The sequence below is a fragment of the gamma proteobacterium symbiont of Axiagastus rosmarus genome, from assembly GCF_059730925.1.
Genome location: NZ_AP035925.1, coordinates 983,927 through 1,007,112 on the forward strand (window position 1 = coordinate 983,927; position 23,186 = coordinate 1,007,112).

Annotated in this window: 18 protein-coding genes; 15 read left to right on the forward strand and 3 right to left on the reverse strand. The window is 58.8% G+C overall.

All coding sequences use genetic code 11. The features are described from left to right. Positions 1-191: 191 nt before the first annotated feature. The 3 genes from AC6I8F_RS04480 to AC6I8F_RS04490 are packed head-to-tail and all read left to right on the forward strand — an operon-like array spanning position 192 to position 1,756. Positions 192-518: a YqcC family protein gene (locus tag AC6I8F_RS04480; RefSeq protein ID WP_136547242.1), complete on the forward strand. Its 327-nt coding sequence runs from the start codon at positions 192-194 to the stop codon at positions 516-518. Continuing rightward, positions 518-1,297, forward strand: coding sequence for a tRNA pseudouridine(65) synthase TruC (gene truC, locus AC6I8F_RS04485; protein ID WP_058780276.1), 780 nt, complete (start codon positions 518-520; stop codon positions 1,295-1,297). Before AC6I8F_RS04480 ends, truC begins: the two co-directional genes overlap by 1 nt. A 12-nt stretch (positions 1,298-1,309) precedes the next feature. Continuing rightward, the gene (locus AC6I8F_RS04490) at positions 1,310-1,756 is read left to right on the forward strand and encodes a flavodoxin (protein WP_021507375.1); all 447 of its coding nucleotides are present in this window, start codon (positions 1,310-1,312) and stop codon (positions 1,754-1,756) included. Between the two features lie 133 nt (positions 1,757-1,889). Here the strand turns inward: AC6I8F_RS04490 and garD are convergent, their stop codons facing one another. Next, the gene (gene garD / locus AC6I8F_RS04495) at positions 1,890-3,449 is read right to left on the reverse strand and encodes a galactarate dehydratase (protein ID WP_498028573.1); all 1,560 of its coding nucleotides are present in this window, start codon (positions 3,447-3,449) and stop codon (positions 1,890-1,892) included. Between the two features lie 507 nt (positions 3,450-3,956). Here garD and AC6I8F_RS04500 point away from each other — a divergent pair. From AC6I8F_RS04500 to AC6I8F_RS04525, 6 genes are all read left to right on the forward strand, one after another. Beyond that, the gene (locus AC6I8F_RS04500; RefSeq protein ID WP_058771607.1) at positions 3,957-5,303 is read left to right on the forward strand and encodes an MFS transporter; all 1,347 of its coding nucleotides are present in this window, start codon (positions 3,957-3,959) and stop codon (positions 5,301-5,303) included. Positions 5,304-5,313: 10 nt separating this feature from the next. After that, positions 5,314-6,660: an enolase C-terminal domain-like protein gene (locus AC6I8F_RS04505; protein ID WP_104189651.1), complete on the forward strand. Its 1,347-nt coding sequence runs from the start codon at positions 5,314-5,316 to the stop codon at positions 6,658-6,660. 10 nt (positions 6,661-6,670) lie between these two features. Next, positions 6,671-8,002 carry a glucarate dehydratase gene (gene gudD, locus AC6I8F_RS04510; protein WP_125310155.1) on the forward strand — a complete coding sequence of 444 codons (1,332 nt, stop codon included), beginning with the start codon at positions 6,671-6,673 and terminating at the stop codon, positions 8,000-8,002. Between the two features lie 52 nt (positions 8,003-8,054). Further along, the gene (garL, locus tag AC6I8F_RS04515; protein WP_021507370.1) at positions 8,055-8,822 is read left to right on the forward strand and encodes a 2-dehydro-3-deoxyglucarate aldolase; all 768 of its coding nucleotides are present in this window, start codon (positions 8,055-8,057) and stop codon (positions 8,820-8,822) included. A 19-nt stretch (positions 8,823-8,841) separates the two neighbouring features. Beyond that, on the forward strand, positions 8,842-9,726 hold the full coding sequence (garR, locus tag AC6I8F_RS04520) for a 2-hydroxy-3-oxopropionate reductase (protein WP_127834493.1): 885 nt from the start codon (positions 8,842-8,844) through the stop codon (positions 9,724-9,726). 85 nt (positions 9,727-9,811) lie between these two features. Then, positions 9,812-10,951, forward strand: a complete 1,140-nt coding sequence (locus AC6I8F_RS04525) for a glycerate kinase (RefSeq protein WP_021507368.1) — start codon at positions 9,812-9,814, stop codon at positions 10,949-10,951. A gap of 180 nt (positions 10,952-11,131) precedes the next feature. On the opposite strand, the gene barA is transcribed toward AC6I8F_RS04525, so the two are convergent. After that, a complete protein-coding gene (gene barA, locus AC6I8F_RS04530) occupies positions 11,132-13,861 on the reverse strand; it encodes a two-component sensor histidine kinase BarA (RefSeq protein WP_498028574.1) in 2,730 nt (909 codons plus the stop codon). Positions 13,862-13,951: 90 nt separating this feature from the next. Here barA and rlmD point away from each other — a divergent pair, with 90 nt between their 5' ends. From rlmD to queE, 6 genes are all read left to right on the forward strand, one after another. After that, a complete protein-coding gene (gene rlmD, locus AC6I8F_RS04535; protein WP_021507366.1) occupies positions 13,952-15,268 on the forward strand; it encodes a 23S rRNA (uracil(1939)-C(5))-methyltransferase RlmD in 1,317 nt (438 codons plus the stop codon). Positions 15,269-15,300: 32 nt separating this feature from the next. Next, positions 15,301-17,535 (forward strand): GTP diphosphokinase, encoded by a 2,235-nt coding sequence (gene relA / locus AC6I8F_RS04540; protein WP_021507365.1) that lies wholly within the window; start codon positions 15,301-15,303, stop codon positions 17,533-17,535. Positions 17,536-17,644: 109 nt separating this feature from the next. Beyond that, positions 17,645-18,427, forward strand: coding sequence for a nucleoside triphosphate pyrophosphohydrolase (gene mazG / locus AC6I8F_RS04545; RefSeq protein WP_394515923.1), 783 nt, complete (start codon positions 17,645-17,647; stop codon positions 18,425-18,427). A 259-nt stretch (positions 18,428-18,686) separates the two neighbouring features. Continuing rightward, on the forward strand, positions 18,687-20,324 hold the full coding sequence (pyrG, locus tag AC6I8F_RS04550) for a glutamine hydrolyzing CTP synthase (RefSeq protein ID WP_021507363.1): 1,638 nt from the start codon (positions 18,687-18,689) through the stop codon (positions 20,322-20,324). A gap of 77 nt (positions 20,325-20,401) precedes the next feature. Further along, positions 20,402-21,700: a phosphopyruvate hydratase gene (eno, locus tag AC6I8F_RS04555; protein WP_021507362.1), complete on the forward strand. Its 1,299-nt coding sequence runs from the start codon at positions 20,402-20,404 to the stop codon at positions 21,698-21,700. Between the two features lie 149 nt (positions 21,701-21,849). After that, positions 21,850-22,521: a 7-carboxy-7-deazaguanine synthase QueE gene (queE, locus tag AC6I8F_RS04560; RefSeq protein WP_021507361.1), complete on the forward strand. Its 672-nt coding sequence runs from the start codon at positions 21,850-21,852 to the stop codon at positions 22,519-22,521. Between the two features lie 207 nt (positions 22,522-22,728). Here the strand turns inward: queE and queD are convergent, their stop codons facing one another. After that, the gene (queD, locus tag AC6I8F_RS04565) at positions 22,729-23,091 is read right to left on the reverse strand and encodes a 6-carboxytetrahydropterin synthase QueD (RefSeq protein ID WP_176428100.1); all 363 of its coding nucleotides are present in this window, start codon (positions 23,089-23,091) and stop codon (positions 22,729-22,731) included. Between the last annotated feature and the right edge of the window lie 95 nt (positions 23,092-23,186).

Here is a 23,186-nt window from a genome sequence, read left to right on the forward strand (position 1 = left end):
AATGTCACGATGACGGGCGACGGAAAGCGCAGGAACAGTTGTCAAGGATGAGCAGGGAGCACAGCGGTGGCGGGAATGCTGCAAACGAACCGGGAGCACTGTAATCACAGTGCTCCCTTTTTTTATGCCGTTTTTGCGCGCGCACCCACTAATGATATGCTTGCCGCCCCTTTTTGACGCGGAGGTAGCGTATGTCGACGCACCTGATTATTCAGCGGCTGCAGCAGGTCGAAGCGGTGATGCGCGAACACGGCCACTGGCAGACGCACGCCCCGACGGCGGAAGCCTTTAATAGCACGCAACCTTTCTGTCTTGATACCCTGCAGCCGCTCGAATGGCTGCAGTGGGTCCTGCTGCCGCGCATGCAGGCGCTGCTTGACGCCGGCGCCGCGCTGCCGCAAAACTTCGCCGTTACGCCTTATTATGAGATGGCCCTGCCGCCCACCACGCCGGGCCATGCAGCGCTGCTGCTGACGCTCAGCCAGCTTGATGCGCTGTTTGCGCCGCCGGACGCCTGATGCTGGAGATCATTTATCAGGATGCATGGCTGGTTGCGGTAAATAAACCGGCGGGCTGGCTGGTGCACCGCAGCTGGCTCGATCGCAAAGAGAAAGTGGTGGTGATGCAGACGGTGCGCGATCAGATTGGTCAGCACGTATTTACCGCGCATCGCCTCGATCGTCCCACGTCTGGCGTGCTGCTAATGGGGCTCTCCAGCGAAATCGGGCGGCTGCTGGCGCAGCAGTTTGAGCAGCATCAGATTCAGAAAACCTATCACGCAGTGGTGCGCGGCTGGCTGGACGGTAGCGCAACGCTGGATTATCCGCTGGTGGAAGAGCTGGATAAAATTGCGGACAAGTTTGTCACGGAACCGCGCGCGCCACAGCCGGCGGTCACCGATTATCGCGCGCTGGCGCAGGCAGAACTGCCGGTGGCCATCGGCAAGTACCTCAGCGCACGTTATACGCTGGTTGAGCTGTCGCCGCACACCGGGCGCAAGCATCAGCTGCGGCGCCATATGGCACACCTGCGTCATCCGATTATTGGTGACAGCTCGCACGGCGATCTGCGGCAGAACCGCGGTGCCGCAGCCCACTTTGGCATGGATCGCCTGATGCTGCACGCCAGTGCGCTGACGCTAACGCATCCGGTGACCGGCGAACCGCTGGTGATTCGCGCCGGGCTGGATCGCGTCTGGCAGCAGATGCTGCAATCGTTTGGCTGGCAGCAGCAACTGCCCGAGGTGCCGAGGGTTGAGTTTGCCGCTGAGGCAGTCCAGGATAAGCCGACAGAATAAAGGAGCGGCAAAATGGCAAAGATTGGCATTTTTACAGGTACGGTGTACGGCAACGCGCTGCTGGTTGCCGAAGAGGCGCAGCCGGTGCTGGAAGCGCAGGGGCATGAGGTGAAGGTGTTTGAAGATCCCTCACTGGCCGACTGGCAGGCTTACAGCAAAGAGGTCGCGTTAATTGTTACCTCGACCACCGGGCAGGGCGATTTTCCGGACAATATCGCGCGGCTGTATGTGCAGGTGCGCGATGAACTGGGCTATCAGCCTGAGCTGCGCTATGGCGTGATCGCTTTAGGCGACAGCAGTTACGACCATTTCTGCGGGGCTGGAAAGACTTTTGATGCCACGCTGCAGGAGCAGCAGGCGCAGCGTATTGGCGAGGTGCTGCTGGTGGATGCGACGGAAAATCCGGAGCCCGAGTCAGTGACCACGCCGTGGGTGGAGAGCTGGGGTAAGTTGTTGTAGTTTGGCCTGGTTCACGCCCTCACCCTAACCCTCTCCCGCTGGCGGGAGAGGGAACAGCCTGTGCGCGGGGGCTGCAGGGATGAAACTTAATGGTTCACCCGAACAGCTTCCTCTTCCGCCAGGTTTGCGCACATCACGTCACCGGTGCCGGATTGAATACTGCCAGCTGGTTACGTATTCCCCAGCGATCTGACCACGTCTGTTTACGTCCGCTGGCGATATCCAGAATCAGCTCAAACAGCCGCCAGCCGACCTGTTCAATACTCTCTTCGCCCGTAGCGATGGTGCCGGCATTGATGTCCATCAGATCATGCCAGCGGTTCGCCAGCGCGCTGCGCGTCGCCATCTTGATCACCGGAATTGCCGCCAGGCCGTAAGGCGTGCCGCGCCCGGTGGTAAACACCTGCAGCGTAATGCCGGAAGCCATCTGCTGGGTGCCACAGACAAAATCGCTGGCCGGCGTGGCGGCGTAAATCAGCCCGCGCTGCGTCGGGCGCTGTCCGGGTGACAGCACTTCGACAATCGGGCTGCGGCCGGATTTAGCAATTGAGCCCAGCGCTTTTTCTACCACATTGGCCAGGCCACCTTTTTTATTGCCCGGCGACGGATTCGCGCTGCGGTCGGTTTGCCCCTGGCTCAGATAATCGTCGTACCACGCCATCTCCTCCAGCAGCCGTTTGCCCACCGCTTCGTTTACCACGCGCGGTGTCAGCAGATGGATCGCATCGCGCACCTCGGTCACTTCCGAGAACATCACCGTCGCACCACAGCGCACCAGCAGATCCGAGGCAAAGCCAACCGCCGGATTGGCCGTCACGCCGGAAAACGCATCGCTGCCGCCGCACTGGGTGCCGACCACCAGCGCTGACGCCGGGCAGGTTTCGCGCTGACGCTGGTTGAGTTTTTTCAGATGGCGCTCGGCCACCTGCAGAATTTCATCGACCATCGCGCCAAAACCCACGTGACGCTCATCCTGCAGGCGCACGATATCGCGCTCATCCAGCGAAATGGCCTGTACGTCCGGTGTACCGGTGAGCAGGCGCTCCGGCTGTAATTTCTCGCAGCCGAGGCTCACCACCATCACTTCGCCGCCAAAATTAGGATTCAGTGCAAGGTTGTGAATGGTGCGAATGGGCACCACCGCCGCCGGTGCGTTGATCGCCACGCCGCAGCCATATAAATGGTTGAGCGCCACCACGCCGTCGACGTTGCTGTAGCGCGGCAGCAGATCGCGCTCAATCAGCTGCACCACGTAATCCACCACGCCCGCCACGCAGTGCACGCTGGTGGTGATGCCGAGCAGATTGCGCGTGCCGACGCTGCCGTCGGCGTTGCGATAGCCTTCAAAGATGTATCCTTCCAGCGGTGGCAGGGGCGGCGGCACGTTAGTTGCCAGCGGCAGGCTGGCCAGCGGCGGGGCGGCGGGCAGTGCCACCAGCGACTCCTCAATCCAGCTGCCGCGCGCAATCGGGCGCAGCGCTGTGCCAATCACTTCACCGTAACGCACGATGTCGCCATGCAGGGCGATATCGCTCAGCGCCACTTTGTGCCCCTGCGGCACATGCTCAGTCAGCTGCAGACCGTCATCAAAGCGGCTGCCTGCGGGCAATCCCTGATCGTTGACCACTATCGCCACGTTATCGGCGTCGTGCACTTTAATGTAGCGCGGTTTGTCTGTCAGAGGTCGGTTCATTGCTCACCTTCCGGTTCGTCGCACCGGTCATAGCGGTGCGGTTGAAATCACGTCCGTCACATCATCGTTATTTGCCAGCCTCAGTATAAGCAGGGGTATTCACCCGCGCATTGTGCAACTGACTGGCTTTGTGCCGCGATCGGCGCGCAGTTTGGTTCGTTTTACCAAACGCAAGTGAAGAGCCTCACAAAGCGTACGCTTGCTGTTCGCTTTTGCAGCAATCTGGCGGCTGAATGGCGGGTTCCGTGAGCCACGCCGCAGCGTTATGGGCAAATGCCAGAAAATCGTGCCGGATTGGGGATTATCCTCGGGCGTTCCTCCAGTGTTTCGCGGCGATGCTGTTCCTATACTGATTGCCGTTCTTCAACGTTTGGTTATTCGTCACGACGCATCATCGTTTTGCCATAACAACAATCGCCGTGTTTAACCCAACATCATTCTGATACCCAACGCGATGTGTATGCAGTCAGAGTGAATGTAGCGTTCGCTATATTTCAGGAGTGCATCATGAATAGTTACAGCCAGACAGCGGCAGCGGTGCAGAAGCGCACCAACGCCCGTTACTGGATTGTGGTGATGTTATTTATCGTCACCTCGTTCAACTACGGTGACCGGGCCACCATTTCGATTGCCGGTTCGGCGATGTCGAAGGAGATCGGTCTCGATTCCGTCGGCCTCGGCTACATCTTCTCCGCCTTCTCGTGGGCGTACGTTATCGGTCAGATTCCTGGCGGCTGGCTGCTGGACCGCTTCGGCTCCAAACGCGTCTATTTCTGGAGCATCTTCCTGTGGTCGCTGTTTACCCTGCTGCAGGGCTTTGTCGACATCTTTAGCGGCTTCGGCATTGTGGTGTCGCTGTTCCTGCTGCGCTTCATGGTGGGACTGGCGGAAGCGCCGTCTTTCCCGGGTAACAGCCGTATTGTTGCTGCCTGGTTCCCGGCGCAGGAGCGCGGTACCGCCGTCGCCATCTTTAACTCCGCCCAGTACTTCGCCACGGTGATTTTCGCACCGATCATGGGCTGGCTGGTGGCCGAGGTGGGCTGGGCGCACGTGTTCTGGTTCATGGGCGGGCTGGGCATCATTCTCAGCTTTATCTGGCTGAAAGTAATTCATGACCCGAACGATCACCCTGGCGTGAACAAAGCCGAGCTGGAGTACATGGAGCAGGGCGGTGCGCTGATCAACATGGATGCGAAGAAAGCCGAGCGTAAAGTGAGCTGGGATGAGAAATGGTTCCAAATTAAGCAACTGCTCTCCACCCGCATGATGTGGGGGATCTATCTCGGTCAGTACTGCGTTAATGCCCTGACCTACTTCTTTATTACCTGGTTCCCGGTGTATCTGGTGCAGGCGCGCGGCATGTCGATTCTTAAAGCCGGCATGATCGCCTCGATTCCCGCCATCTGCGGCTTCCTCGGCGGCGTGCTGGGCGGCGTGATTTCAGATTATCTGATGCGTAAAACCGGCTCGCTGAACATCGCGCGTAAAACCCCGATTGTCATCGGTATGCTGCTCTCCATCAGCATGGTGATGTGTAACTACACCGAAACCGAATGGGTGGTGGTGCTGTTTATGGCGCTGGCGTTCTTTGGTAAAGGCATTGGTGCGCTGGGCTGGGCGGTGATGGCCGATACCGCACCCAAAGAGATCAGCGGCCTGAGCGGCGGTCTGTTCAATATGTTCGGTAACTTCTCTGGCATCGTCACGCCGATTGCCATTGGTTACATCATCGCCACCAGCGGTTCGTTTGAAGGGGCGCTGATTTATGTCGGCATCCATGCGTTTGTGGCGGCGTTCAGCTTCCTGGTGATAACCGGCGATATCAAACGTGTCGAACTCAAACCCCGGTCATAAGGAACCAAATATGAATACGCAAAGTTCCCCGGTGATTACCGACATGCAGGTAATCCCGGTGGCGGGTTACGACAGCATGCTGCTCAACATCGGCGGCGCGCACAGCGCCTGCTTTACCCGCAATATCGTGGTGCTGACCGACAGCGCCGGCCACACCGGCGTCGGCGAAGCGCCGGGCGGTGAAACCATTTATCAGACGCTGGTCGCGGCAATACCGCAGGTGAAAGGGCAGCAGGTGGCGCGCATGAACCGGCTGGTGCAGCAGGTGCACAAAGGTAACCAGTCGGCGGATTTCGATACCTTCGGCAACGGTGCCTGGACGTTTGAGCTGCGGGTCAATGCGGTGGCGGCGCTGGAAGCGGCGCTGCTCGACCTGCTCGGCCAGTGCCTCGGCGTGCCAGTGGCCGAGCTGCTGGGGCCAGGTCAGCAGCGCGATGAGGTCACGGTGCTGGGCTACCTGTTTTACATTGGCGATCGGCGTAAAACTGATTTGCCCTATCAGAGCGGCGACGCGGCCGGTCACGACTGGTATCACCTGCGCCATCAGGAGGCGCTGACGCCGGACGCGGTGGTGCGCTTAGCCGAAGCGGCGCAGGACAGGTACGGCTTCAAAGATTTCAAACTGAAAGGCGGCGTGCTGCCGGGCGAGCAGGAGATTGCCTCGGCGGTGGCACTGAAGCAGCGTTTCCCGGACGCGCGCATCACCGTCGATCCCAACGGCGCCTGGCATCTGGATGAAGCCATCGCGCTGTGCAAAGGCCTGCACGAGGTGCTGACCTATGCCGAAGATCCGTGCGGTGCCGAGCAGGGGTATTCCGGGCGCGAAGTCATGGCCGAGTTTCGCCGCGCCACCGGTCTGCCGGTCGCCACCAATATGATCGCCACCAACTGGCGTGAGATGAACCACGCGGTGATGCTCAACGCAGTCGATATTCCGCTGGCCGACCCGCACTTCTGGACGCTGAGCGGCGCGGTACGCGTGGCGCAGCTGTGTGATGAGTGGGGGCTGACCTGGGGCTGCCACTCCAATAATCACTTCGACATTTCGCTGGCGATGTTTACCCACGTCGGCGCGGCGGCACCGGGTAAACCGACCGCCATCGATACCCACTGGATTTGGCAGGAGGGCGACCAGCGCCTGACCAAAGAGCCGCTGCAGATCCGCAACGGCAAAATTGCCGTGCCGGACAAGCCCGGCCTCGGTGTTGAACTGGACTGGGATCGCCTGCGCCAGGCTAACGCCCTGTATCAATCGCTGCCTGCAGGCGCACGTAATGACGCCACGGCAATGCAATATCTGGTTCCCGGATGGTCGTTCGACCGCAAGCGTCCGGCTTTTGGACGCCGCCATGCATAAGGAGCAGGAAATGAGTCACACCCCGAAAATTACAGCAATGCAGGTCATTCCGGTGGCCGGTTACGACAGCATGCTGCTGAATCTGAGCGGTGCCCACGCGCCGTTTTTTACCCGCAATATCGTGATTGTGAAAGATAACGCCGGCCACACGGGCGTGGGCGAGATCCCCGGCGGTGAGAAAATTCGTCAGACGCTGGAAGACGCGGCAGCGCTGGTAACCGGAAAAACCGTCGGCGAGTACAAAAATATCCTCACCCTGGTGCGCACTACCTTTGCCGATCGCGATGCCAGCGGGCGCGGCAATCAGACCTTTGACCTGCGCACCACCATTCACGTGGTGACCGGCATCGAAGCGGCGCTGCTGGATCTGCTTGGCCAGCATCTGGGCGTCAACGTGGCGTCGCTGCTGGGCGAAGGACAGCAGCGTGACCGTGTCGAGATGCTCGGCTACCTGTTTTACATCGGAGATCGCCGCAAAACGTCACTGCCGTATCAGAGCCAGACCGATGATCCGTGCGACTGGTATCGTCTGCGGCATGAGGAAGCGCTGACGCCGGACGCGGTGGTGCGCCTGGCAGAAGCCGCCTATGAAAAATATGGCTTTAACGATTTCAAACTGAAAGGTGGCGTACTGCGCGGCGGTGAAGAGGCCGAAGCAGTAACCGCACTGGCGAAGCGTTTCCCGCAGGCGCGCGTGACGCTCGATCCCAACGGGGCCTGGTCGCTGAATGAGGCCATCCTGCTCGGTAAACAGCTGAAAGGCGTGCTGGCTTATGCAGAAGATCCGTGCGGCGCTGAACAGGGTTACTCCGGACGTGAAGTGATGGCCGAGTTCCGGCGCGCCACCGGTCTGCCTACCGCCACCAATATGATCGCCACCGACTGGCGTCAGATGGGCCACACGCTGTCGCTGCAGTCGGTCGATATTCCACTGGCCGATCCGCACTTCTGGACCATGCAGGGCTCGGTGCGCGTGGCGCAGATGTGTCACGACTTCGGCCTGACATGGGGTTCGCACTCCAACAACCATTTCGATGTTTCGCTGGCGATGTTCACCCATGTGGCCGCCGCCGCACCGGGCGCCATTACCGCCATCGACACCCACTGGATCTGGCAGGAGGGCAACCAGCGCCTGACCAAAGAGCCGTTGCAGATCAAGGGCGGCATGGTGCAGGTGCCGCAGAAGCCGGGTCTCGGTGTCGAACTGGACATGGATCAGGTGATGCAGGCCCATGCGCTGTATCAGCAGCATGGACTGGGCGCGCGCGACGATGCGCAGGCGATGCAGTTCCTCGTGCCGAACTGGACATTTGATAACAAGCGTCCGTGCCTGGTGCGCTGATTTTATTCCGCGCGCCCGCGGGCGGCGGTGCTAAATAACAGGAGTAGAGATCATGAGCAATGCCTGGCCCAACCCTTTTCGTCGTCGTTTGCTGGCAGGGGAAACCCTGATTGGCAGCTGGTGCGCCCTTGCCAATCCTCTCACCACGGAAGTGCTGGGGCTGGCGGGCTTTGACTGGCTGGTGCTGGACGGCGAACACGCGCCGAACGACATCACCACCTTTATTCCGCAGCTGATGGCGCTGAAAGGCAGCCCGAGCGCGCCGGTGGTGCGACCGCCGTGCAATGAGCCGATCATCATCAAGCGTCTGCTGGATATTGGCTTCTATAACTTCCTGATTCCGTTTGTGGAAACTGCAGAAGAGGCGGCGCGCGCGGTGGCATCGACCCGCTATCCGCCAGCCGGTATACGCGGCGTGTCGGTTTCGCATCGCAGCAACATGTACGGCACGCTGGCGGACTACAACGCCACCATCAATGACAACATCACCGTGCTGGTGCAAATCGAAACCCAGCAGGCGGTGGACAACATTGACGCCATCGCGGCGGTTGACGGTGTAGACGGCATCTTTGTCGGCCCGGGCGATCTGTCAGCGGCGCTGGGCTATCTCGGCCAGCCGGCGCATCCGGAAGTGCTGAAAGTGATCCGTTACATCCTTGAGCGCGCCAAAGCCGCCGGTAAGCCGAGCGGGATTCTGGCGCCGGTGGAGGCTGACGCACGCCGTTATCTCGAATGGGGTGCCAGCTTTGTTGCCGTCGGCAGCGACTTGGGTGTTTTCCGCCACGCCACGCAGGCGCTGTGCGACAAATTTAAGCAGTAACTGACGAAGGGGAAAGGCAATGAAAATTGGATTTATCGGCCTCGGTATCATGGGCAAACCGATGAGTAAAAACCTGGTGAAAGCCGGTTACACCCTGGTGGTGCGCGACCACAACGCCAGCAACGAAGCCGAACTGGTGGAGCTGGGTGCCACCGTGGCGAAAACGCCGAAAGAGCTGGCCGCGCAGGTTGACGTGGTGATCACCATGGTGCCGAACTCACCGCAGGTGAAAGAGGTGTGTCTGGGCGAGAACGGCATCATCGAAGGGGCGAAGCCGGGGGTGGTAGTGATCGACATGAGCTCCATCGCGCCGCTGGCCAGCCGCGAAGTGCATGATGCGCTGGCAGAAAAAGGCATCAGAATGCTGGATGCGCCGGTGAGCGGCGGTGAGCCAAAAGCGATTGAAGGCACGCTGTCGGTAATGGTCGGCGGCGATAAAGCGCTGTTTGATCAGTGCTACGATGTTCTTAAGGCGATGGCCGGTTCGGTGGTGCACACCGGCGATATTGGCGCGGGCAACGTCACTAAACTGGCCAACCAGGTGATTGTGGCGCTCAACATTGCCGCGATGTCAGAGGCGCTGTCGCTGGCCACCAAAGCCGGCGTCAATCCGGAACTGGTTTACCAGGCGATTCGCGGTGGTCTGGCGGGCAGCACCGTGCTGGATGCCAAAGCGCCCATGGTGCTGGATCGCAACTTTAAGCCTGGCTTCCGTATCGATTTGCATATCAAGGATTTAGCCAATGCGCTTGATACCTCACACGGCATTGGCGCACATCTGCCGCTGACCGCAGCGGTGATGGAGATGATGCAGGCGCTAAAAGTCGACGGGCAGGGTACGTCCGATCATAGCGCGCTGGCTTGCTATTATGAAAAATTAGCCAAAGTTGAGATCACCCGGTAGTGCCCGCGTCCGGTGTCTGCGGATGCCGGACGCTGTACTGCCTTAGCCAGACGGATTTCCGTCATCTACCGCGCTCGGATTGCCTATGAAAATTGTCATCGCACCGGATTCATACAAAGAGAGTTTGTCTGCCCTGGAAGTGGCTACCGCGATAGAAGCGGGATTTCGCGAAATTTTCCCCGCCGCTGACTATGTCAAAATACCGGTCGCTGACGGCGGAGAAGGCACGGTTGAAGCAATGGTGGCGGCAACCCAGGGGAACATCGTCAGTCTGACGGTGACCGGGCCGCTCGGCGAGCCGGTCGACGCGTTTTACGGATTATCCGGTGATGCGCGTACCGCCTTTATTGAGATGGCGGCGGCCAGCGGGCTGGAGCTGGTGCCTGCGGCACAGCGCGATCCGCTGATCACCACCTCCTACGGTACCGGTGAACTGATCAAAAACGCGCTGGATCGCGGCGTCGATCACATCATCATCGGCATCGGCGGCAGCGCCACTAACGACGGCGGTGCCGGCATGGTGCAGGCGCTCGGTGCCCGGCTGCTGGACAGCCACGGCAGCGGGATTGGCTACGGCGGCGGGGCACTGCCGCAACTGGCGAAGATTGAGATCGCCGATCTGGATCCGCGCCTGCTGCAGTGCCGCATTGAAGTGGCGTGCGACGTGACCAATCCGCTGATTGGCGAAGAGGGTGCGTCAGCGATTTTTGGCCCGCAGAAGGGCGCCACGCCGCAGCTGGTGCAGCAGCTGGATGCCGCGCTCGGCCATTACGCTGCAATTATTCAGCGCGACCTGGATATTGATGTGCTGCACATCGCCGGCGGTGGCGCAGCCGGCGGCATGGGCGCGGCGCTGCATGCGTTTTGCCACGCGGAACTGCGGCGCGGCATTGAGATTGTCACCGAAGCGCTGGGGCTGGCGCAGCAGGTGCAGGATGCCGATCTGGTGATTACCGGTGAAGGGCGCATCGACAGTCAGTCAGTCAACGGCAAAGTGCCGGTTGGCGTGGCGCAGGTGGCGAAGCAGTTCAATAAGCCGGTGATCGGTATTGCCGGCAGCCTGACGGCGGATGTCGGTGTGGTGCATCAGCACGGGATCGACGCGGTGTACAGCGTGCTGTCGGGTATCTGTTCGCTGGAAGAGGCGCTGGCCAATGCCGCGCAGAATGTCCGCCTGACGGCAAGGAACGTCGCTGCCACGATCAAGGTGGGGCAGGGGTTGTAGAGGGGAGGCGGTGCGGTTTTCCCCTCACCCTAACCCTCTCCCGGCGGGAGAGGGAACCGTCCGGCGCGATCCAGAGGAACAGCGCGAAATCCAAATCCTTGCACCATCAGCCCCCTCTCCCGCGTGCGGGAGAGGGCTGGGGTGAGGGCCCAGCGCCCAGCGCACACCCCACAACCCTCACTACGCCACGCCCAGCACCTGGCGTGCCTCGCGCGCCACGTTGGCCATCTCGTCGCTCAGCTCCAGCAGCTCTGGTTCCAGCGCTGCGATATCGCTCTCCTGATGCAGACTCTTCTCCAGCTGCTGACACAGCTGTTTCAGCCGCGGCACGCCGCTGTAGCTGGCGCTGCCGTGCAGCTTGTGGATAATCTCGCGCAGCCCATCGACGTCATTCTGCGCCATACATTGCGCCACGCGCTGCTCCACTTCCGGTAGAAAATCCAGCAGCATCTGCAGCAGATCGCGCGCCAGCTCGGCTTTATTCGCCGCCTGGCGCAGCGCCAGCGCCCAGTCGAGTGAGGGCGCGATCGCTGGTTGTCGCACCGCGCTCGCCACGCTGCCCGGCGCATAGCGCTGCAGCAGCTGCTTCAGCTTGTCCTCATCAATCGGCTTGGCGAGATAGTCATTCATGCCGGCGGCGATCAACTGCTCACGTTCGCCATCCAGCGCATGCGCCGTGACCGCGACAATCGGCGTGCTGGCGTGCTGTGGCAGGCTGCGGATGATCTCGCTGGCGCGGATGCCGTCGATGTCCGGCATCTGAATATCCATCAGGATCACGTCCAGCCGCTGCTGCCGCGCCTGGTGAATCGCCTGACTGGCGTTGTCGCACAGAATGATGTTCTGGACCAGCTCCTCCAGCAATGCGCCGATCAGCTTCAGGTTGGCCGGATTATCATCCACCGCCATCACCGTCAGCGGCTGTCTTACGCCGCGCGGGGCGGCGTCGCTATGACGCATGTTGAGATCGAGCAGCATCGGCAGCAATCGCGTCAGCGACACCGGTTTGGCAATGCAGCCGGCGATACCGCGCGCGCGCAAATCATCGGCGAACAGCATCATTTCGCTCGGCAGCGCCAGCAGCACCGAGTCGGCGTGTGCGCGCAGGCGGGCAATCAGCGCATCGGACAGCGTAGCCGGATGCGGATCGCTGACCGGCAGCCCCATCAGCAGCAGCGGGAAATGGGCGTCGGGCAGATCGTCAAGGCTGGCAAAGTGCTGCACCTGCAGAGGCGTAATGCTCAGCATCTCCTGAACCGCTTTCGCCACCGCCGGATGGGGTTCGATATAAGCCAGCGGCGTGGCGTGCAGATCGTCCAGCATGCGTGGAATCGCCGGTGCGTTAGGATTGAGATCCAGATGTACCTGTACCCAGAAGGTGGAGCCCTGATTCTGCCGGCTGTGGAAGGCGATCTCACCGCCCATTTCGTGTACCAGTTTCTGCGTAATCACCAGGCCAAGACCGGTACCGCCGTGACGGCGTGAAATACTGGCGTCCGCCTGACGAAAGGCCTGGAACAGTTGCGACTGCTGCTGCTCAGAGATACCGATGCCGGTATCGTGCACCTGAATCTCCAGTTCCGCCCGCGTGATGCTGAGATGACGCAGCTCGACGCGCAGATCAATGTGGCCGCGCTCGGTGAATTTGATGGCGTTGCCAATCAGGTTGATCAGAATTTGCTGCAGACGCAGCGGATCGCCAATCACATTATCCGGCACCTGTTTCCCGAGGCACACGGTGATCTCGAGGCCTTTCTCATGCGCGGACGGCGCCAGCAGCACCAGCGTTTCATCCAGCGTGGCGCGCAGCGGGAACGGGATCGACTCCAGCACCAGCTTACCGGCTTCCAGTTTGGAGAAATCGAGCACGTCGTTAATGATGCTCAGCAGGTTATTGGCCGAACGTTCAATGGTGCTCATGTAATCACGCTGGTTGGTGCTCAGCCCGGTTTTCAGCATCTGGCGGGTAAAGCCAATCACGCCATTGAGCGGCGTGCGCAGCTCGTGCGACATATTGGCGAGGAACTCTGACTTGATGCGGGCCGCTTCCTGGGCGCGCTTTTTCGCCAGATCCAGCTCGACGTTCTGAATCTCCAGCTGCTCCAGCGTTTCGCGCAGATCGTAGGTTGCCTGATCGATGTTCTGCTGCATCTCTTCATGGTAGGCAGTGAGCGACATCGCCATGGCGTTGATGCCGTTTTTCAGGATGCTCAGCTCGCCCAGCATGTAGCCATCCACGCGGCTGTCGAGCTGGCCACGCCGGATGCGGTCCACGGTGGTAACCATGTTGCGAATCGGGCCGGTGACGTCGCGCATCAGTCGATAGGCAAACAGCATGGCGATGCACAGGCAAAACAGCAGCAGCAGAGTGGCGACAAACACCTCTTTGTACTGCTCCAGCCGCACCGACTGCAGATCCAGCTCAATCGCCACATAACCCAGCGGATTGCCTGCCGGCTTGGCGTCTTCACCCGGCAGTTCGTCCACCGAATAGCGTTCAGAGATGATCGGCGTGCGCAGCACCATCAGGTTGCCGTGTCGCTCCACCGACACGCCATCCGCCAGCGTGGAAATATCGGCTTTTTGCAGCAGCGCGAGGTTCTGGTTGTTATTGGAGCTGACGTAGATGTGATTGTTGTTGTCGAAAACCGTAATGGCACGGACAATATCGGAATGACGGCGATGCAGCAGGCTGACCAGCTCGCGAATCGCATCACGATTATGCCACGTCATGCCGTACTCGCTCGACACCGCCAGCGGTTCGATAATGTTAGCGCCGGCATCGCGCACCTGGTGCTGCAGTTCGTTGTAGCGGTGCACCACGAAGAAGGTACTGAGCAGCAGGCCAATCATCAGCGTCGGCGCCAGTATCAGAATCATCATTCGCGCCCGCAGGCTGTATTTGGTCATAATTGTGGCCTGGCGACTCCTGGCATTTTATCCCTGTGCAAAAACCGCATACGGCTGCACACCTAATGAAAACTGAGAATTCACAATACTATGGCGCAATTTTACTCCGCAAAACAGCGCGTGACGACGAAGCAACGTCTCAGCGTCACCATTGACGAGCTTGATCCCTTTGGTCAGGGCGTGGCGCGCCATAACGGTAAAACGCTGTTTGTCAGCGGCGCGCTGCCCGGCGAACAGGCCGAGGTGATCCTGACCGAAGATAAGCGTCAGTTTGCGCGCGGCAAAGCCAAAAAGATTACACAACCGAGCCCGCAGCGCCAGCAACCGCGCTGCATCCATTTCGGCGTGTGCGGCGGCTGCCAGCAGCAGCACGTGTCCGTGGCGCTGCAGCAGGAGAGCAAAGCGCGGGCGCTGGGCCGCATGCTGAGTCAGGAAGCGGCGCTGCCGGTGCAGGTGGATGAGATCATCAGCGCTGCGCCCTGGGGCTATCGCCGGCGCGCGCGTCTCGGTTTGCAGTGGCTGCCGAAGCAGCAGCGCCTGCAGATGGGCTTCCGTCAGGCGGGCAGTAACGATCTGATTGATGTGACGCAATGCCCCGTTTTGGTGCCCGAGCTTGAGGCGCTGCTGCAGCCGCTGCACCACTGTCTCAGCAGCCTGCACGCAGTGAAACGGCTGGGGCATGTGGAACTGGTGCTGGCGGATAACGGTCCGCTAATGGTGCTGCGCCATCTTGATGCGCTCTCCGCTGCGGACCGGACAAAACTGGAACGTTTTTCGCATGAGCACCGGCTGATGATCTGGCTGGCGGACGGCAGTGACGCGCTGCAGGCGCTCGGTGCTGAGCAGCCTTACTACCGCTCGTTTGATTTGCAGCTAACCTTTAGCCCGCAGGATTTCATACAGGTCAACGATGGCGTGAATCAGCAGATGGTGGCACAGGCGATTGCCTGGCTGGATCTGCAGCCGGACGATCGGGTGCTCGATCTGTTCTGCGGCATGGGCAACTTCACATTGCCGCTAGGAAAGTTCGTACAAAATGCGGTGGGTGTGGAGGGCGTTGCAGCATTAGTGCGCCAGGCAGAGTATAATGCTCAGCTTAACAATCTCAGAAATGTCTGCTTCTTCCAGCACAATTTAGAGGAAGATGTTTCGCGCCAGCCCTGGGCGGCGCAGGGATTTAATAAGGTGTTACTGGATCCGGCGCGTGCCGGGGCCGCGGGCGTGATGTCGCATATCGTTAAACTTGCGCCGCAACGCGTGGTCTATGTTTCCTGTAACCCGACAACACTTGCCCGCGACAGTCAGACATTACTGTCGGCGGGCTACCATCTGGAAAGGGTCGCGATGCTGGATATGTTCCCTCATACCAGCCATCTCGAATCCATGGTGCTGTTTAGCAAAACATAAGCGATGTTTAAGTCGCTGTGGCAGGAGAGGATATGGTTGCGGTTAGAAGTGCGCATTTAAATACGGCCGGGGAATTTGCCCTTGACCAGTGGATCGCCAGCTTGAGTATCAGTAATCCGCAATCCTGCGAACGACTGGCGGAAACATGGCGCTACTGTGAAGCCGAAACGCACGACCATCCAGATCAGGCTCTGCTGCTGTGGCGCGGTATTGAGATGGTGGAAATTCTCACCATGCTCAGTATGGACATCGACAGTCTGCGCGCCGCGCTGCTGTTCCCGCTGGCCAATGCGGGCGTGGTGAGCGAAGAGGATCTGGAAAAGGCCTTTGGCAAAAGCATCGTCTCGCTGGTGCACGGCGTGCGCGATATGGATGCCATCCGTCAGCTGAAAGCCATTCACAACGACTCGATGGCCTCGGAGCAGGTGGATAACGTGCGCCGCATGCTGCTGGCGATGGTGGAAGATTTCCGCTGCGTGGTCATCAAGCTGGCAGAACGTATTGCCCATCTGCGCGAGATGAAAGATGCGCCGGAAGATGAGCGCGTGCTGGCGGCGAAAGAGAGCACCAACATTTATGCGCCGCTGGCCAACCGTCTTGGTATCGGCCAGCTCAAATGGGAGCTGGAAGATTACTGCTTCCGCTACCTGCATCCTGACGAATACAAACGCATCGCCAAACTGCTGCACGAACGCCGCATCGATCGTGAACAATACATTGATAACTTCGTCGATAACCTGCGTAAAGAGATGCAAAAAGAGGGCGTGCGTGCGGAAGTTTACGGCCGTCCCAAGCATATCTACAGCATCTGGCGCAAAATGCAGAAGAAGTCGCTGGCGTTTGATGAGCTGTTCGACGTGCGCGCAGTGCGCATCGTCGCTGAACGTCTGCAGGATTGCTACGGCGCGCTCGGTACCGTCCACACGCTGTATCGTCATCTGCCTAGCGAATTCGACGATTACGTCGCCAATCCCAAGCCAAACGGCTATCAGTCGATTCATACCGTGGTGCTGGGACCGCAGGGCAAAACGGTCGAGATTCAGATCCGTACCCGCCAGATGCACGAGGACGCTGAACTGGGCGTCGCGGCACACTGGAAGTACAAAGAAGGACCGACGGCCAGCAACGCGCGCGGTGCCGCAGGGCACGAAGAGCGCATCGCCTGGCTGCGTAAACTGATTACCTGGCAGGAAGAGATGGCGGATTCCGGCGAGATGCTGGAAGAGGTGCGCAGCCAGGTATTTGATGATCGCGTGTACGTGTTTACCCCGAAGGGCGACGTGGTCGATTTGCCGGCCGGTTCCACGCCGCTCGACTTTGCCTACCACATTCACAGTGATATTGGTCATCGCTGCATCGGTGCCAAAATCGGCGGCCGTATCGTGCCCTTTACCTATCAGCTGCAGATGGGCGATCAGATTGAGGTGATCACCCAGAAGCAGCCGAACCCGAGCCGCGACTGGCTGAACCCCAACCTCGGCTATATCACCACCAGCCGCGGGCGCTCGAAAATTCATGCCTGGTTCCGTAAACAGGATCGCGACAAAAATATCGCGGCCGGCCGGCAGATTCTCGATAGCGAGCTGGGCCAGCTGGATATCAGCATGCGCGAAGCCGAGAAGCTGCTGCTGCCGCGTTATAACGTCAGCTCGCAGGATGAGCTGCTGGCGATGATTGGCGGCGGGGATATCCGTCTTAACCAGATGGTTAACTTCCTGCAGGCGAAGCTCAACAAGCCGAGCGCTGAAGAGGAAGATCGCGAGGCGCTGCGTCAGCTGACGCAAAAATCGCATCAGCCGTCGTCGGCGCGCAAAGAGAGTGGCCGCGTGGTGGTGGAGGGCGTCGGCAATCTGCTGCACCACATTGCGCGCTGCTGCCAGCCGATTCCGGGCGATGATATTGTCGGGTTTATTACCCAGGGGCGCGGCATTTCGATTCACCGCGCCGACTGCGATCAGCTCAGCGAACTGATTTCGCATGCGCCGGAACGGATTGTCGATGCGGTGTGGGGCGAAAGTTACTCCAGCGGTTATTCGCTGGTGGTACGCGTGACGGCCAACGATCGCAGCGGGCTGCTGCGCGACATCACCACCATTCTGGCCAATGAAAAGGTCAACGTGCTGGGCGTGTCCAGCCGCAGCGACACCAAAAAGCAGCTCGCCACCATCGATATGGATATCGAGATTTATAACCAGCAGGTGCTGGGTCGCGTGCTGGCGCGCCTTAATCAGGTGCCGGATATTATCGATGCGCGCCGCTTACATTAAGCCCTGCTGAGACCGGTGCGCAGCAATGCGCACCCAGGCAAAACCGCGTAATTACCCTGCAGGGTCGCCATTAATGGCGGCTTTTTATCTTGTTGTTCCGGGGACTTTCATGACTGCTTTAAACCGCCTGCTCACCATCATGCAAACCCTGCGCGATCCGGTGCGCGGCTGCTCGTGGGATCGCCAGCAGACCTTTGCCTCTATCGCGCCGTATACGCTGGAAGAGACCTATGAAGTTATCGACGCCATCCAGCGCGAAGACTTTGACGATCTGCGCGGCGAACTGGGCGATCTGCTGTTTCAGGTGGTGTTCTACGCCCGCATGGCCGAGGAGCAGCAGCGTTTCAACTTCGATGACATCTGTAACGCCATCAGTGACAAACTGGAGCGTCGCCATCCGCACATCTTCGGCGAAGTCCAGGTCGATTCCACGGCCGAGGTGCTGAAAAACTGGGAGGCGATCAAGCAGCGCGAGCGTGCGGAGAAGTCGCAGCACTCGGTGCTGGACGATATCCCTAAAGCGCTGCCGGCGCTGATGCGCGCCTATAAAATCCAGAAGCGCTGTCACAGCGTAGGCTTCGACTGGGACAGCCTCGGGCCGGTGCTGGATAAAGTGCATGAAGAGATCGACGAAGTGATGCATGAAGCCCAGCAGGCCGTGGTGGACAGCGACAAGCTGGAAGAGGAGATTGGCGATCTGCTGTTCGCTACCGTCAATCTGTCACGCCATCTCGGCAGCAAAGCGGAAACCGCATTGCAGAAGGCCAACGACAAGTTCGAGCGCCGCTTCCGTCAGGTAGAGAATATTATTCAGGCCCAGGGGCTGAGCATGGAACAGGCCACGCTGGCGCAGATGGAAGCCGCCTGGCAGCAGGTCAAAGCCGGCGAATAACCTTGTTAAGCCTCACCGCGCAGCGCAGGTGATTATTCCAGCACTGCGCATAAAATCACCGCCTGAGCTTACTCGATTCAGCCAGTCGGCAACTTTGTGACGTACGTCAACATTTCACCCGGCACTCTCCGCTATGTTACAGGCTGTAATGCGAGGAGGATGGTGTGATTCATCAATTGTGGCTGCGGACGACTTCGGGTATACTGTTTTCCCGTCCTGGTTATTCCACCGTCTTTAAACCTAAACTCTCAGGTTCAGCATGACAACGAATTATATTTTTGTGACCGGCGGGGTCGTTTCCTCTCTGGGCAAAGGCATTGCCGCAGCCTCCCTCGCAGCCATCCTTGAAGCACGTGGTCTGAATGTGACCATCATGAAACTCGATCCGTATATCAACGTCGATCCGGGTACCATGAGCCCTACGCAGCATGGTGAAGTGTTCGTCACCGATGACGGGGCCGAGACCGATCTGGATTTAGGTCACTACGAGCGCTTCATCCGTACCAAAATGTCGCGCCGCAACAACTTTACTACCGGCCGTATCTACTCAGAAGTGCTGCGCAAAGAGCGTCGCGGCGACTATCTGGGCGCGACCATTCAGGTTATCCCACACATCACCAACGCCATCAAAGAGCGCATCATTGAAGGTGGCGAAGGTCATGACGTCGTGCTGGTGGAAATCGGCGGAACCGTGGGTGATATCGAATCCCTGCCGTTCCTGGAAGCGATTCGCCAGATGGCGGTCGATGTTGGCCGTGAACACACCATGTATATGCACCTGACGCTGGTGCCTTACATGGCGGCGGCGGGTGAAGTGAAAACCAAGCCAACCCAGCACTCGGTTAAAGAGCTGCTGTCGATTGGTATTCAGCCTGACGTGCTGATTTGCCGTTCAGACCGCGCGGTGCCCGCTAACGAGCGCGCGAAGATCGCCCTGTTCTGTAACGTGCCGGAAAAAGCGGTTATCTCGCTGAAAGACGTTGATTCGATCTACAAGATCCCGGGCCTGCTGAAATCGCAGGGTCTGGATGATTACATCTGCAAGCGTTTCAACCTGAGCGCGCCGGAAGCCAATCTGGCCGAGTGGGAGCAGGTGATTTACGAAGAAGCCAATCCGGGCGGCGAAGTCACCATCGGTATGGTCGGCAAATATGTCGAACTGCCGGATGCCTACAAATCCGTGATTGAAGCGCTGAAGCACGGCGGCCTGAAAAATCGCGTCACCGTTAACATCAAGCTGATCGATTCGCAGGATGTGGAAACGCGCGGCGTCGAAATTCTGAAAGATCTTGATGCTATCCTGATTCCTGGTGGCTTCGGTTACCGCGGTGTGGAAGGAAAATTGCTGACCGCGCAATACGCGCGTGAAAACAACATTCCGTACCTCGGCATTTGCCTTGGCATGCAGATTGCGCTGATGGAATTCGCGCGCAATGTGGCCGGGATGGAAGGCGCCAACTCCACTGAATTTGTGCCAGACTGTAAGTACCCGGTGGTTGCGTTAATCACCGAATGGCGCGATGAAAACGGTAACGTTGAACAGCGTACCGAGCAGAGCGATCTGGGCGGCACCATGCGTCTGGGAAGCCAGCAGTGCCAGCTGACGCCGGAAAGCAAAGTGCGCCAGCTGTACGGCTCTGACGTCATTACTGAGCGTCACCGCCACCGTTACGAAGTAAACAATCTGCTGCTGAAGCAGATTGAAGCGGCGGGTCTGCACATTGCAGGCCGTTCCGGCGACGATCAACTGGTGGAGATCATTGAGATCCCGAATCATCCATGGTTTGTAGCCTGCCAGTTCCACCCGGAATTCACGTCGACCCCGCGTGATGGTCATCCGCTGTTCGCTGGCTTTGTGAAAGCCGCGCAGGAGCACCAGAAGCGTTTAGCGAAGTAAGAGTTTAACGAACAGCGCGCGAACTTTTCGCGCGTTGTTTGTCTTAGGATTGACTAACTTGTACTGAGGAAAATCGAATGTCCAAAATCGTTAAAGTCATCGGTCGCGAAATCATCGACTCCCGTGGCAACCCGACTGTAGAAGCAGAAGTGCATCTGGAAGGCGGTTTCGTTGGTCTGGCTGCTGCGCCATCAGGTGCATCAACCGGTTCACGCGAAGCACTGGAGCTGCGTGACGGTGATAAGTCTCGTTTCCTGGGCAAAGGCGTAACCAAAGCGGTTGCTGCGGTTAACGGCCCAATCGCTGACGCGGTAAAAGGCAAAGATGCCAAAGACCAGGCGAACATCGATAAGATCATGATCGAGCTGGACGGTACTGACAACAAATCCAACTTCGGTGCAAACGCCATTCTGGCGGTTTCCCTGGCAGCGGCGAAAGCAGCAGCAGCCTCTAAAGGTCTGCCACTGTACGCACACATTGCAGAACTGAACGGCACCCCGGGCAAATACTCTATGCCACTGCCAATGATGAACATCATCAACGGTGGTGAGCACGCGGATAACAACGTTGATATCCAGGAGTTCATGATTCAGCCGGTTGGCGCGAAAACCGTGAAAGAAGCCATCCGTATGGGTTCTGAAGTGTTCCATCACCTGGCTAAAGTCCTGAAAGCCAAAGGCATGAACACTGCGGTGGGTGACGAAGGTGGCTACGCGCCAAACCTGGGTTCAAACGCCGAAGCGCTGGCCGTTATCGCCGAAGCTGTTAAAGCAGCAGGCTACGAGCTGGGCAAAGACATCACCCTGGCGATGGACTGCGCAGCATCTGAATTCTACAAAGACGGCAAATATGTGCTGGCTGGCGAAGGCAACAAAGCCTTCACTTCTGAAGAGTTCACCCACTTCCTGGAAGACCTGACCAAACAGTACCCAATCGTTTCTATCGAAGACGGTCTGGATGAGTCTGACTGGAATGGCTTCGCTTACCAGACCAAAGTGCTGGGCGACAAAATTCAGCTGGTGGGCGACGACCTGTTCGTGACCAACACCAAAATCCTGAAAGAAGGCATCGAGAAAGGCATCGCTAACTCTATCCTGATCAAATTCAACCAGATCGGTTCTCTGACCGAAACCCTGGCTGCGATCAAGATGGCGAAAGACGCTGGCTACACCGCGGTCATCTCTCACCGCTCTGGCGAAACTGAAGATGCGACCATCGCTGACCTGGCGGTCGGTACTGCCGCTGGCCAGATCAAAACCGGTTCTATGAGCCGTTCTGACCGCGTTGCTAAGTACAACCAGCTGATTCGTATCGAAGAAGCGCTGGGTGACAAAGCGCCGTTCAACGGTCTGAAAGAAGTTAAAGGCCAGGCGTAATCGCCTGCGGATGTGGCTAAACGGCCACATCGCCTGACATCAAGCCCCGCCTCGTGCGGGGCTTTTGCTTTTTATGGCACGAAGCAGCTGTGAAGCGACGCACAAAATCTGCCATAATCTGCGCCTCGAATTTCTGACGTGAGTAAAAAATGTTCTACCCGATTAACGAAATGTTCCAGACGCTGCAGGGCGAAGGTTTTTACACCGGCGTGCCGGCCATCTTTATCCGCTTACAAGGATGTCCGGTGGGCTGTAGCTGGTGTGATACCAAACATACCTGGGAAACGCGGGCGGATCGGGAGACGTCGCTGGGGGACATTCTGGTCAAAACCGTGGAGAGCGATGCCTGGGGCAGCGCCGATGCGGCCACGCTGATTGAGAGCATTCAGCGTCAGGGCTGGACCGCCCGCCATGTGGTAATCACCGGCGGTGAGCCGGCAATTTTTGACTTACGTCCACTGACCGAAGCGCTGGAAGCGGCCGGTTTTCAGTGTCAGATTGAAACCAGCGGCACGCATGAAGTGCACTGTTCCGCTGCCACCTGGGTGACGGTGTCGCCGAAGGTGAACATGCGGGGTGGCTACGATGTGCTGCCGCAGGCGCTGCAGCGTGCCGATGAGATTAAACATCCGGTGGCGCGCGAGCGGGATGTGGAAGCGCTGGATGCGCTGCTGGCTGGCCTGCAGGATGAGAAAAAACGCATTGTGGCGCTGCAGCCCATCAGCCGTGGCGAGGCGGCGACCAGACTGTGTATCGAAACCTGCATTGCCCGCAACTGGCGGCTTTCGATGCAGACGCACAAATACCTGAATATCGCCTGATTCACCCGATGCGCACCCGGCAAAATCAACGCAATTGTGGCTGGTGCGCATCAATGCGCACCCTGTAAAACTCATTACACCGTAGGGTCGCCATTGATGGCGACCTGGCCAATGGTAGCCGATGCGCATTAATGCGCACCCAGTAAAAATCCGCACTGCACCGTAGGGTCGCCATTGATGGCGACCTTCTGACCTTTACCGCGACTGTCAGCCGCGATAGACGCAGCCTGCGGTGCAGGTCTCTTTGATCATCACTGCACTCAGCTCAGGCAGAATCGGCTTCATCTCATCCCAGATCCATTTCGCCAGCACTTCGCTGGTCGGGTTCTCCAGACCGGGAATATCGTTGAGATAATGGTGATCGAGGCGATCGTAGATCGGCCTGAACGCCGCCTTTAGTTCGGCAAAATCCATTACCCAACCGGTATGCGCATCCACTTCACCGGTAATTTCCAGTCGCACCAGAAATGAATGGCCGTGCAGACGACCGCATTTATGCCCTTCCGGCACGTGAGGTAAGCGGTGGGCCGCTTCAAACTGGAACTCTTTAAACAGCGTGGTAGACATAATGGCTCTCAGACGTAAAAACCGCTGAAGTCTACCTGAAAAGCAGATTTTTCGCACCCGCCAGCGCTGAAAAGGGCATTTCTGCTGATCTGCCGCTT